The sequence below is a fragment of the Enterococcus canis NBRC 100695 genome (assembly GCF_001544375.1).
Classification (GTDB): domain Bacteria; phylum Bacillota; class Bacilli; order Lactobacillales; family Enterococcaceae; genus Enterococcus_H; species Enterococcus_H canis.
In genome coordinates this window covers 61,026-73,988 of record NZ_BCQJ01000010.1, presented here as the reverse complement: position 1 = coordinate 73,988, position 12,963 = coordinate 61,026, and the positions used below count along the sequence as shown (strand labels likewise).

Below are 12,963 nucleotides of genomic sequence, written 5' to 3'. Positions count from 1 at the left end.
GTGACATATTTTCAGTTATCTTGTTCGTTCGTTTTTGTATGGTTTTCATTAAAAACCGAGCGCTTCAGATAGCTTATAAAACAACATTATTAGCTATAAACTGCTAGTTTTTGATAATATAGTTCGTGTTTTTAGTCTTTTTAATGATTTTACCCGAAAAAAAATTGTAAATTTCTTTTAACGATTTGCTGTTTTTAGGCATTTCTACGGTTTTTTGTTAAAATGGAGCTATCAAAAGCTACATTTATGGAGGATCTATATGAAAATATTAGTTGTCGATGACGATAAAGAGATCGTTGAACTATTGAGTATCTATATTCACAATGAAGGCTATGAAGTGATCAAAGCTTACGATGGTAAAGAAGCTCTATCAAAAATTCGAACCAATCCTGATATCGGCCTATTAATCTTAGATATCATGATGCCAATTATGGATGGCATGGAAGTTGTTAAAGAACTGCGCAAAGAATCTCAAATTCCTATCATTATGCTGACTGCTAAAACAACTGACATGGACAAAATCAAGGGGCTTGTTGCCGGTGCAGACGATTATGTCACAAAACCTTTTAATCCTTTAGAAGTAATGGCACGGGTCAAATCCTTGTTACGTCGTAGTCAAATGCAGGTTGCTGCCAATGAACCAGACATTCTAGAAGTTGGACCTTTGATTATTAATAAGGATTCTCATGAAGTTAAGACGATTGAGGATAAAGAGATTCAATTAACAGCTTTAGAATTCGGCATTTTATATTTACTAGCAAGTCACCCTAACCGTGTCTTTAGCGCCGATGAAATCTTCGAGCGCGTTTGGCAGCAAGAAAGCATTGTCTCTGCTAAAACAGTGATGGTCCATGTTAGTCATTTGCGAGACAAAATTGAAGCTGCCACTGGAGGAGAGAAAGTAATCCAAACCGTCTGGGGAGTTGGGTATAAAATTGAAGCACGATAAACAGAAAGTTAACAACCGCATCTTGCTGACATCCAAAGAAATAAGCGAACTATTAGCAGAGGGGATTATTACTGTAATCCTATTACTTCTATTAAACATTGCGGTAGTGATTTTACTTAATACCATTATTAACAGTAGTGGGACTATCAGCGATATTATCTATCAAACAAAAGAGTTTATGGTCAAACGATTTGATACAGCTATTTTTTGGAGCGGCCAGAAGTTTTTAGTGTTTCTACTATTATTAGTTGATATTTGGGTTCTCTGGTGGCGAATCAAGCGTCGTTATAAACAAATGCAGCAACGACATATTATCAGTGAACTTCATTATATTGCGAATGGCCACTATGATCATCGCATTCCCTTTGAGCTAAATGGCGACTTAGGAAAAATGGTCGACAGTATCAATGGACTCGTTGACAGTACTGTTGCCGCTATTGAGGATGAACGGCGAATTGAAAAGTCAAAAGATGAGCTGATTACTAATGTCAGTCATGATATCCGTACACCTTTAACTTCTATTATTGGATACTTAGGACTGATTGAGGACCGCCAGTACCATTCTGATGAAGAGTTGTTGAAATATACTCACACTGCCTATGTGAAAGCCAAACAAATGAAACTATTAGTAGATGACCTTTTTGAGTACACAAAGGTTCGGCAGCCTTCCGTGCCGATTAATGCTTCTACTTTTGACATGGTCCAACTAGTGGAGCAATTAGCGGCTGACTTTGAGTTAGAAGCTCAAAGAAAAGGTATGAGCTTATCTGTCACTGCACATCCTACTACCCTCATTATGGATGGTGACACCGAAAAATTGGTGCGAGTCTTCAATAATCTATTAACGAATGCACTGAAATATGGTAAGGGCGGTAAACAAATCGTTATTGAAATTGAAAAAATAGGGACGGAAGCTGTCATTACCGTGAAAAATGATGGCCAGCCGATTCCGCGTAATTCACTTGATCAACTCTTTGATCGTTTTTATCGAGTCGAGGAGTCTCGCTCCCAAGAGACTGGTGGAACTGGGCTGGGGCTGGCGATTGCCCAAAGTATCGTGACGCTCCATGGTGGTTATATTTACGCCAAGTCTGATGAAACCTGGACGAGCTTTATCATGCACCTGCCCATCGTGCAAAAAGTATCAAAAAAAGAGACTTGAAACCACTAAACCTTTTCGATACACTAAAGAAAGTTTTCAAATAGATGATTAGGAGTTAACCAAATGTTTAAATCTTGGATTAAAAAAGGCCTCGCAATTTGTGCAGCTGGGCTGATTGGCCTATCTACCGTTGGTGGCAGTTTAACTGCACAGGCGGCTGATTTTTCCGTAGCAGCTTCCTCAGCAATTGCAATCGATGCTACTAGCGGTAAAATCTTTTATGAACAAAATAGTCAGGAAGTTCGCGGAATCGCTTCTTTAACGAAGATGATCACACTCTACTTGACGCTTGAGGCTGTAAAAGACAACAAAATTTCTTGGGACGATTCTGTGACTATTTCAGATTATGCTGCTGAGATGAGTCAAGATATGGAACTCTCCAATGTTCCCCTTTATAAAGAGAATCAATATACTGTCAAAGAGCTTTTCGATGCTTCTGCTATCTTCTCTGCCAACGCAGCAGCCGTATCACTTGCTGAAAAAATTGCGGGTTCTGAACCTAAATTTGTTGACATGATGAAGGAAAAATTGACTAGCTGGGGGATTAAAGATGCCAAGTTAGTCAATGCAACTGGATTAAATAATAGTTATTTAGGCGACCATCGCTATCCTGGCTCTGCTAGTGATGCCGAGAATATGATGTCTGCTCAAGACGTTGCGGTAATTGCTCGTCACCTAATCACCGATTATCCAGAAATTTTGAAAGTTTCCTCGACACCAACCCAGTCATTCGGCGAGGGAACCTATGCACCTGTTGAAATGACCAACTGGAATTGGATGTTAAAAGGCTTTGACTTCTATAAAGAGGGAGTCGATGGCTTAAAGACCGGTACCACTGAATTAGCAGGAGCCTGTTTTGCGGGAACGATGATCAAAGATGATTGGCGGATTATTACCGTCGTTCTAGATGCTACCGATCATACTAATAATGCTGGTGCTCGCTTCATTGAAACTGGCAAATTAATGGATTATGTCTATGATAATTGGCAAACGAAAACCTTGCATAAACAGGGTGAACAATTGCAAGATGCTAAATCAATCGCTGTTAAAGATGGAAAAGAACTGTCCGTTGGTTTAGTCTTAGATAAAGATTTGACTTATTGGGAAGGTCCTAGTCAAGGAGAACCGCAAGTCGAAGTCACAGCTACTAAAGAAGTATCTAACAAACAACTGACTGCACCTGTTAAGAAAAATACAGCTGTCTATGACGTTACCGTCAAAACAGAAAAAGATTTAGGCTACATTGCCGGTGCAAATCCAGAGACTGCTCACTTAAACACTGCTCAAGATGTTGAAAAAGCTAACTTTTTCGTTTTAACCGGACGTGCCATCAAAAACTTCTTCACAAATCTCTTTTAAATTTAAGCTGGGACTTGCAATCAAGTCCCAGTTTTTTTATACTCTAACTAATAGTAGTCTAGAGAAAAAGTACTTGTTTTGTTACTTGCAGAGAATTGGTGGTTGGTGCGAGCCAATAGTTAACAAACGAGGAATCCACTCTCCAAATGGCATATAGTGATAAGCTATATCGATTGACCTTCGTTATCTGGTCTACAAGGGCAGCGTGAAGCTGAACTTGGGTGGTACCGCGAGATTCTCGACCTTTTCGTCCCAAGACTATGGGAGGAAAAGGTCTTTTTTTAGTTACTAAATAAGGAGGAAAAACTATGTTAGACGTAAAGATGATCCGTCAAAATTTTGAAGAAGTCCAACAAAAATTAGCAACTCGAGGCGTAAAGGAAGAAGTTTTAGTAGAATTTCTAAGACTAGATGAAAGCCGCCGCAATTTATTAGTGAAAGCGGAAGAACTAAAGAAATACCGGAATGATGTTTCTGGTGAAATTGCCGTATTAAAGCGTAACAAAGAAGATGCTACTAACAAAATCGCTGAGATGAAAGAAGTCGGCGCTAATATCAAAGCATTAGATACTGAAATAGAAGAATTAGACCAACAATTAGAAGAGATTGCCACGCGATTGCCGAATCTTCCTCACGAATCAGTCCCTGTTGGCGCAGATGAAGAGGATAATGTGGAAGTTCGTCGTTGGGGAACGCCCCGTAGTTTTGCTTTTGAACCAAAAGCGCATTGGGATGTTGCAGAGAATTTGGAAATTTTAGATTTTGAGCGAGGCGCCAAAGTTTCTGGTAGCCGTTTCGTCTATTATAAAGGGCTTGGTGCTCGCCTTGAACGAGCTCTTTACAACTTCATGTTAGATCAACACATCTATGAAGATGGTTATACTGAGATGATTACGCCTTATATCGTCAATGATAAAGCCATGTTTGGTACTGGGCAATTTCCTAAGTTTAAGGAAGATGTATTCCAGTTAGCTGATACAGACTTAACTTTGATTCCTACTGCTGAAGTTCCTTTAACCAATTACTATAGTAATGAGATTTTAGAGGCAGTTGATTTACCTATCTACTTTACGGCTTTAAGCCCTTCTTTCCGTTCTGAGGCAGGCAGTGCTGGTCGCGATACTCGCGGTTTAATTCGTTTGCATCAATTTAATAAAGTAGAAATGGTTAAATTCAGCAAACCTGAGGCTTCTTATGATGAGTTGGAAAAAATGGTCGTCAATGCTGAAACTCTATTGCAGAAATTGAATCTTCCTTACCGTGTTGTAGCATTATCTACAGGCGACATGGGCTTCTCTGCCGCTAAAACCTATGATTTGGAAGTTTGGATTCCGGCACAAGATACTTACCGTGAAATCAGCTCTTGTTCTAACTGTGAAGATTTCCAAGCAAGACGAGCAATGATCCGGTACCGTAATGAAGAGGGTAAAGTACAGTATGTCCATACACTGAATGGTTCTGGCTTAGCCGTTGGCCGGACAGTTGCTGCCATTTTAGAAAATTACCAAAATGAAGATGGGACTGTTACTATTCCAGAAGTGCTTGTACCATATATGGGCAACGAACGCTTGATAACCAAATAACACCTAACAATTTCGTAAGCTGTGTTATCGTTGCATCACAGCAATAAAGATGATACAGTGGAGGCAACAAGACAACCAAATTATAATGATTATAATTTGGTTGTCTTAAATTTGAACGAAAGACTGTGAAATCATGGAAGAAGAAAGCTATTCGCGAAGTAGCCGTCATCAGAAAAGCAAACCTGCTAAAAAGGTTGAAACCACACCCCCAACTGCACCTCAGCCGCCCGCACCTAAACAAAAAATGCCTTTTTGGCAACGTTCGATTTTAGTTTTATTGGTTCTAGTACTCATAGGTGTTATCGCGGGTGTCTTCTATTATCAGTATGAGCAAGCTGAGGCACGCAAACGTTTTGAGGCAAAAGAAGAGGAACTGTTGGCCTCTATTCGTGAAGACCGCAATCAAAGCGGGATCGCCAGTGAAGAGTTATCCTCTAACGATGGGAACATCGACACAATTATTTTTAATCCCACAAGCAAAGATCTGCCCTTGAAAGACGTCAAAGCACAGTTAGAAAAATTGGCTGAAAAAGCGCGCGATGAAATCGATGGAAATCCTTCTGCTTTAGTTGTTGGACGTGTTGAACTGAAGCATGTCACTGATCAGCTCTCTGAGTATCGCTTAACAGCCGATCGTTATGTTTGGAATGATGGGAAGGAATCTTTCTCGCAAGATTCGATCCAAGCTGATGAACAAGCTTATATCAACCAAGCGACTGGTAAAGCTTTAAGTTTGAAAGATATCGTTGGCAGCCAAGCCAACTTGCTAGGGATTTTTCAAGTAATCCAACAGAAATTATTGGATGAAAGCGACGATGGCAATAAGATCATTGATGATGTTTTAAACCTACAAAAACCAACATTAGATAAAACCGAGTTTACCTATACGCCACAGCAGTTGACATTGACACTGCCTAAAAATGATTTAAAGGAATCCATCACATTAGATTACAAAGATATAGCAGCTTTCGTTAATACTGCTTTTGTTGATCCCGATGCCATTAAAGATGCCTTACCAAAAGCTTTGGATCCTAAGAAAAAATATGTCTCTTTAACTTTTGATGATGGACCAAATCCCGAAACAACACCGAAGTTATTAAACATTTTAAAAGAAAATGATGTCAAGGCGACCTTCTTTATGTTAGGGCAAAATGCTGAAGCCAATCCAGAGGTTGTCAAACAGGTTCTAGACGCTGGTCATGAAGTTGCGAGCCATTCTTATGACCACCCGCAATTAAATACTTTAGATGACAAAGCTTTGAAAGCACAGATTCAAAAAACAGATAAAATTCTGTACAAAGCTTCTGGTAAATTACCGCGTAATTTGAGACCACCTTATGGCGCTATTGATAAACACTCTGCAGAAGTGATTTCCAAACCAATTATTCAGTGGAATATTGATTCTGAAGACTGGAAGAGTCATAATACAGATGCTATCCTAGCCACTATTAAGGCCAATCTTTATGATGGTTCCATCATTTTGCTCCATGATATCCATCCTGAAACGGTGGCTTCGATCCCACAAGTCATCAAACTATTAAAAGACAACGGCTACACCATCGTGCCCGTTAATGAACTTTTAGGTGGGAAAGAAAAACCACTGCATCAATACTTTGGTGCAGAAGATGAACGGGTAGTTGAATAAGCAAAAATCCAGATGCTTAGGCGTCTGGATTTTTACTATCTTTATTAAAAAAACCGACGTCTGTCGATAAACAGACGCCGGTTTTATTTTTTTAAGATTCTACAGAATAATTTGGTGCTTCTTTGGTAATTTGAACATCATGAGGGTGAGATTCTTTCAGCCCATTACCGCTCATTTGGATAAATTGCGCTTCATCACGTAATTGTTGCAAGTTAGCAGCCCCTACGTAACCCATCCCTGATTTCAATCCACCAATCATTTGGAAAATGATGTCTGCTACACTGCCTTTATAAGCAACGCGGCCTTCAATTCCTTCAGGAACTAATTTATTAGCTTCGTTAACACCGCTTTGGAAGTAACGGTCGCTTGAACCTTTTTCCATAGCGCCTAATGAGCCCATACCACGATAGGTCTTGAAACGACGGCCTTGATAAATTTCAAATTCACCGGGTGATTCGTCAGTTCCCGCTAACATACTACCTAACATGACCGCATGGCCACCAGCAGCTAAAGCTTTGACGATATCGCCAGAATATTTGATCCCTCCATCAGCAATAATTGCTTTACCATATTGGCGAGCTACTGAAGCTGCATCATAAATAGCAGTTAATTGAGGTACTCCCACACCCGCTACCACACGAGTTGTACAAATCGAACCAGGTCCGATCCCCACTTTAACGACATCGATACCGACATCATATAAAGCTTTCGCACCTTCTGCGGTGGCAACATTACCAGCAATCAACGTCGCCTCTGGGAAAGTCTCACGAATCTCTTTGATTTTACGGATCACGCCCGCACTATGACCATGGGCTGTATCAATGACAATGGCATCAACACCTGCATCTAACAAAGCTTCTGCTCGCTCAAAAGTATCGCTAGTCACACCAACTGCAGCAGCAACTAGTAAACGTCCATGCTCATCTTTAGCAGCGTTCGGGAATTCAATGACTTTCTCGATATCTTTAATAGTGATCAAACCACTTAAACGACCTGCATCGTCTACGATTGGTAATTTTTCGATTTTATGTTGTTGGAGGATTTTTTCAGCGTCTTTCAAAGACGTCCCAACAGGAGCAGTCACTAAATCGTCTTTTGTCATCACATCGCTAATTTTGATTTGATAATCCGTTACAAAGCGCATGTCGCGATTCGTAATGATGCCAACTAGGGTCCGGTCTTCCATTGTATTAACAATTGGGACACCGCTGATTCGGTATTTGCTCATTAAGCCTTCTGCATCCGCTACTAAATGATCTGGAGTTAAGAAGAAGGGGTCGATAATAACGCCACTTTCAGAACGTTTTACTTTTCTGACTTCATCAGCTTGCTGTGCAATGCTCATGTTTTTATGTATAACGCCCAGCCCACCTTGACGTGCCATTGAAATCGCCATTTTACTGTCGGTTACAGTATCCATGCTGGCACTGATGATTGGGATATTCAACTTAATATTTTTCGCTAATTGAACACTCATGTCTACTTCATTAGGTAATACGTGACTTTCAGCAGGGATCAGCAACACATCATCAAACGTAAGACCTTTTTTCGCGAATTTCGTTTCCCAGTTAGACATTTCTTGGACCACTCCTCTATTTAAATTTATTTATCAAAATAACAAAATTCCGAAAAGAAGTCAATAGCAGGGGTTTTTAAATGATGTTTCTCTCATAAATTAAAAACAGCAGCTGACTAAAGTCGAGCTGCTGTTTTCGATTAACGCATAAAGAAACTGCCAGAAATATTGTATTTTTTCTTGTACCAAAAACGGAAAGCCAATGCTGCAGCACCAATCAAGATAACAATCATCGGATCTAAGATTGGGTTGATCGTTGCAGGTAGTAAGGATGCTCCGGCAAAAACGGCTAGCCAAATCAAGACAGAGGCTACTAAAATCAAACCTGACTTAAGGAAGCCTGGGCGCTTAGATTTATCTGCACCTGGACGTTCATATTGGTAAATGGTTTTATACATGATCAAGAAGACAAAACCACCTGCCATGGAAGATAAGATTAAGGTCAGTAGTCCATAAGGATTTGCACGGCCTTTTGCCAATAGTTCCATGATTGAGACCATGATAGATAAGACCCCTAAAAGCATTAGTGTATTGTCTAACCACATTTGAAGCGTGGTCGCCTGATTAAGAGGTTCAGGTTTCTCTAAAATGCTCTTGGTATGTTCTGACACCGTGCCAAATAATTGGCGCGCTGTTTTACCAGTCTTTTGTCCTTCGACAAGTTCAGGCAAAATTTCATGTAAAGCTAAAGTTTTTTCTTCTTCGCTAAGATTGGCTGCTGCCAATGATTTTTTCAAATCAAAGATATACTGCTCATTCCGCTTAGTCAGTTTTTGTTCTAATTCACGATTTTCGGCTACGATCTCACGTAGTGTTTCTGGTTCCATTCGTGTAACCTCCTTGTTCCTTTGAAAGGGACCGTTTTCAACACCGCTTATTTTACCATAAGTTAAAGGGAAGAAAACTAGTTTTGATGAATTTTTCTATACATTAAAGCGGAATAGCATCACATCGCCATCTTGTACGACATAATCTTTTCCTTCTAAACGCACCCGACCAGCTTCTTTAGCCGCGTGCATATTACCATATTTATTTAAATCCTCAAAAGAGACAGTTTCCGCACGGATAAAGCCGCGTTCGAAGTCGGTATGGATGATACCTGCCGCTTGGGGTGCTTTGATACCCTTACGGAAAGTCCAAGCTCGAACTTCTTGTTCACCAGCAGTGAAATAAGTAGCTAATCCCAATAAATCGTATGCCGCCCGAATCAATTGATCCAAGCCAGATTCTTCGATACCCAAGGCTGCTAAAAATTCTGCTTTATCTTCCTCATCCAACTCAGCGATTTCTTCCTCTGCACGAGCACAAACAACGATTACTTCTGCATTTTCACTAGTAGCAAAATTGCGAACTTGTTGTACATAAGGGTTATTATCTGAGTCAGCAACCTCATCTTCTGCCACGTTGGCCACATAAAGAACTGGTTTTGTCGTCAGTAAGAATAAGCTTTTAACGATTTTTTGCTCTTCTTCCGTAAATTCAATGGTCCGAGCAGATAAACCTTCTTCTAAAGCCGGCTTGATTTTGTCCAGAACAGCTAATTCTGCCACTGCATCTTTATCTTTGGTTTTAGCAATTTTTGCAACGCGTGTATAACGCTTCGTAACGGATTCTAAGTCTGCCAAGACTAATTCTAGATTAATCGTATCAATATCAGCCAAAGGATCTACACGCCCTTCTACGTGGGTGATATTATCATCATCAAAGCACCGCACTACGTGACAGATAGCATCTACTTGGCGAATATGACTAAGGAATTGGTTTCCCAAGCCTTCACCTTTACTAGCTCCCCGTACAATCCCCGCAATATCGGTAAACTCAAACGTCGTGGGAACCGTCTTTTTGGGATGGACTAATTCCGTCAAACGTTGTAAACGCCAATCCGGTACTTCTACCATGCCGACATTTGGATCGATTGTTGCAAAAGGGTAGTTAGCAGCTTCTGCGCCTGCTTTGGTAATTGCGTTAAATAGAGTTGATTTCCCAACGTTGGGTAAGCCAACGATTCCTGCTGTTAATGCCATATTTTTTTGTCACTCTCTCTTCTTTATTCTGGTAAGACTTTTTTCAATCGTTTTTCAAAGTCGCGCCGACTCATCATGACGATATGTCCGCATTTCGTACACTTGATTTTGATATCTGCGCCCATCCGAATGATTTCCCAACGATTCGCCTGACAAGCATGCGGCTTTTTCATTTCAACATAACTGCCTACATCATACATCGCGCATTCCTCCTACTCGTTAAAATGAATCTCCAACACATCAAGAATCCGTGTCAGATCGCTCTGAGATAAATATTCAATCTCAATTTTTCCACGGCCTTCTTTTTCTTGGATCACTACGTTGGTGCCAAACTTATCCATCAAGCGATCTTCACTTTCACGAATATAGTATGGCTTTTCTTTGGCAGGTTTTTTTGCTTTTTTTACAACTTGCCCTTCATTCAACTGGCTCACCAATTGTTCTAACTGACGGACTGTTAGATTCTCTTTTTGCGCACGATTGGCTAAAGCAATAATCTGTGCCTTATCTTTCAGTCCTAGTAGAGTACGTGCTTGTCCCATTGAGATCGTTTCTTTTTGGACCATCTCTTTGACTAATTGTGGTAATGTCAGCAAGCGCAAATAGTTGGCAATATAAGGCCGACTTTTACCTAAGCGCTCGGATAATTCTACCTGCGTCAGATTGAGATTTTTCATCAGCATTTCGTAAGCTTCTGCCTCTTCTAATGGGTTTAAATCTTCACGTTGTAGGTTTTCTAAAACCGCAATCTGCATCATGGATTCTTCATCAAAATCGCGAATAATGGCAGGGATCGTTTCCTTTTCTGCTAGCTTAGACGCTCGGAAGCGACGCTCACCGGCAATAATCTCATACCCTTTAACTTTTGATTTACGGACAATAATAGGTTGAAATACACCTGACTGTTTGATGGAATTTGCCAATTCTTCTAAAGAAGTTGGCTCAAATGTTTTACGTGGTTGATAGGGATTTGGTCGTAACTCTGCTAAAGGCAATTCTACGACTTCTTCTTTTTGGACATCTACTTCTTCCAAATTAGCAAAATCTTGGAAAAGAGCGTCAATCCCTCTACCTAATCCTTTATTTTTCACGAGCGATCACTTCCTTTGCTAGGGCTTGATACACTTCTGCTCCACGAGAACGCGGATCGTAATCAATAATAGATAACCCATGACTAGGTGCTTCTGACAGTCGAACATTTCGAGGAATAATCGTGTCATAGACCTTTTCGCGGAAATATTTACGAACTTCTTCCACTACTTCAGCGCCTAAATTTGTCCGGGCATCATACATGGTCAACAAGACACCTTCAATTTGTAATTCCGGATTGAAGTGCTTTTGGACTAACCGAACTGTATTCAACAATTGACTTAGGCCTTCTAAGGCATAGTATTCACATTGCACTGGGATCAAAATCGAATCGCTAGCAGTAAAAGCATTGATCGTCAAATGTCCTAAAGATGGTGGACAATCGATTAAGATATAATCATACTGAGCTTGAATTTCCTGTAAAGCCGTTTTTAAGCGCGATTCCCGCGCCATCATAGAAGTTAACTCAATTTCTGCACCAGCTAACTGGATTGTGGCGGGTACAATGGCCAAATTTTCACGACTTGTGGGCTGAATGGCCTCAGCAATAGGAAACTCGTTCACTAATACATCATAGATATCATGGGCAACATCTGGTTTTCTGACACCAATGCCACTAGTTGCATTCCCCTGAGCATCAATATCGACTAATAACACTTTATAGCCATTGAAGGCCAAACAAGCACCTAAATTGACTGTTGTAGTTGTTTTACCTACGCCGCCTTTTTGATTGGCGACAGAAATGATTCGTGCCATGTATTCCCCTCCGTTCTAAATGATTGGTTGTTTATTAGGTGTCCCTGGCTTCCGCGGGTACTTTTTAGGACTAGCCGTGACTTTTTCAATAATGACGATATGACGTTCGTCCTTGGTGATTGGTAGTGTCAATGCCTTTTTTTCAATAAAGCGTGCGCCTAAAAGCTTGATAGCCTTTTGAGCCTCTTCAATCTCTTCCTCAGCTTTGGCTGCCTTCAAAGCCAGGAAATAGCCCTGTTTCTTTACTAATGGTACGCATAACTCCGTTAACACGTTTAAGCGGGCTACCGCCCGGGCAGTCACAAAATCATAATGTTCTCTTTGCTCTGGCTTTTTCGCAAAAGTCTCTGCTCGATCGTGATAGAGTGAGACACCTTCTAGCTCTAATTCTTGGACCAAAGCCGTTAAAAATTTGATTCGTTTGTTTAACGAATCGACGATCGTCACCGTTAACTCTGGAAAAGCAATTTTCAAAGGAATACTTGGGAAGCCCGCGCCTGCACCGACATCACACAACGTTCCATTATCTAAAGAAAAATCTAAGCCTAAGGTCAGCGAATCATAAAAGTGTTTTAAATAGACTTCCTTTTCTTCCGTAATTGCTGTTAAATTCATCTGCTGGTTCCACTCCACCAACATGTGGTAATAGCTAGCAAACTGCTGCATTTGCTGATCTGTTAAAGCCAGGCCAGCCTCAAGCAGTGTTTGACGAAACTCTTCTGGGGTCATAACAATTTCCTTTCTTGTGAAACAAAAATGTTTCACAACTGTCTTTCCCTACTTTAACGCAAAAGAAACCGGGATGCAATGCTTTTAAAAC

11 protein-coding genes, 3 pseudogenes and 1 other annotated feature are annotated in these 12,963 nt (G+C 40.5%); of the genes and pseudogenes, 7 read left to right on the top strand and 7 right to left on the bottom strand.

The window, feature by feature from the left end; genetic code table 11:
* Positions 1-259: 259 nt before the first annotated feature.
* The 7 genes and pseudogenes from croR (at position 260) to ECA01S_RS12030 (ending at position 6,698) form a co-directional block, all read left to right on the top strand.
* Positions 260-949 carry a response regulator transcription factor CroR gene (gene croR, locus ECA01S_RS12050; RefSeq protein WP_067395879.1) on the top strand — a complete coding sequence of 230 codons (690 nt, stop codon included), beginning with the start codon at positions 260-262 and terminating at the stop codon, positions 947-949.
* Positions 930-1,050 (top strand): annotated as a pseudogene (locus ECA01S_RS14910) (sensor histidine kinase); the annotation flags it as partial. The gene croR and the pseudogene ECA01S_RS14910, both read left to right, overlap by 20 nt.
* Positions 1,023-1,166, top strand: a pseudogene (locus tag ECA01S_RS14905) (sensor histidine kinase); the annotation flags it as partial. The pseudogenes ECA01S_RS14910 and ECA01S_RS14905, both read left to right, overlap by 28 nt.
* Positions 1,146-2,111: pseudogene (locus ECA01S_RS12045) on the top strand (sensor histidine kinase); the annotation flags it as partial. The pseudogenes ECA01S_RS14905 and ECA01S_RS12045, both read left to right, overlap by 21 nt.
* Before the next feature lie 63 nt (positions 2,112-2,174).
* Positions 2,175-3,470 (top strand): serine hydrolase, encoded by a 1,296-nt coding sequence (locus tag ECA01S_RS12040; RefSeq protein ID WP_067395877.1) that lies wholly within the window; start codon positions 2,175-2,177, stop codon positions 3,468-3,470.
* 47 nt (positions 3,471-3,517) lie between these two features.
* Positions 3,518-3,728 (top strand) — a binding site (T-box leader).
* Between the two features lie 50 nt (positions 3,729-3,778).
* Positions 3,779-5,053, top strand: coding sequence for a serine--tRNA ligase (serS, locus tag ECA01S_RS12035; RefSeq protein ID WP_067395875.1), 1,275 nt, complete (start codon positions 3,779-3,781; stop codon positions 5,051-5,053).
* A gap of 133 nt (positions 5,054-5,186) precedes the next feature.
* Complete coding sequence (locus ECA01S_RS12030; RefSeq protein ID WP_067395874.1) at positions 5,187-6,698, top strand: polysaccharide deacetylase family protein; 1,512 nt, start codon at positions 5,187-5,189, stop codon at positions 6,696-6,698.
* Between the two features lie 91 nt (positions 6,699-6,789).
* Here the strand turns inward: ECA01S_RS12030 and guaB are convergent, their stop codons facing one another.
* The 7 genes from guaB to rsmG form a co-directional block, all read right to left on the bottom strand.
* Positions 6,790-8,274 carry an IMP dehydrogenase gene (gene guaB, locus ECA01S_RS12025; protein WP_067395871.1) on the bottom strand — a complete coding sequence of 495 codons (1,485 nt, stop codon included), beginning with the start codon at positions 8,272-8,274 and terminating at the stop codon, positions 6,790-6,792.
* A gap of 140 nt (positions 8,275-8,414) precedes the next feature.
* On the bottom strand, positions 8,415-9,101 hold the full coding sequence (locus tag ECA01S_RS12020) for a DUF1129 domain-containing protein (protein ID WP_067395869.1): 687 nt from the start codon (positions 9,099-9,101) through the stop codon (positions 8,415-8,417).
* 96 nt (positions 9,102-9,197) lie between these two features.
* Entirely contained in the window at positions 9,198-10,298 is a 1,101-nt protein-coding gene (gene ychF / locus ECA01S_RS12015) for a redox-regulated ATPase YchF (RefSeq protein WP_067395867.1), read from the bottom strand.
* A gap of 23 nt (positions 10,299-10,321) precedes the next feature.
* Positions 10,322-10,498, bottom strand: a complete 177-nt coding sequence (locus tag ECA01S_RS13955) for a DUF951 domain-containing protein (RefSeq protein ID WP_071858972.1) — start codon at positions 10,496-10,498, stop codon at positions 10,322-10,324.
* Between the two features lie 12 nt (positions 10,499-10,510).
* Positions 10,511-11,389, bottom strand: coding sequence for a ParB/RepB/Spo0J family partition protein (locus tag ECA01S_RS12010; RefSeq protein ID WP_067395864.1), 879 nt, complete (start codon positions 11,387-11,389; stop codon positions 10,511-10,513).
* Positions 11,379-12,143, bottom strand: coding sequence for a ParA family protein (locus ECA01S_RS12005; RefSeq protein WP_067395862.1), 765 nt, complete (start codon positions 12,141-12,143; stop codon positions 11,379-11,381). Before ECA01S_RS12005 ends, ECA01S_RS12010 begins: the two co-directional genes overlap by 11 nt.
* Positions 12,144-12,158: 15 nt before the next feature.
* Positions 12,159-12,872, bottom strand: coding sequence for a 16S rRNA (guanine(527)-N(7))-methyltransferase RsmG (gene rsmG / locus ECA01S_RS12000; RefSeq protein ID WP_067395859.1), 714 nt, complete (start codon positions 12,870-12,872; stop codon positions 12,159-12,161).
* Between the last annotated feature and the right edge of the window lie 91 nt (positions 12,873-12,963).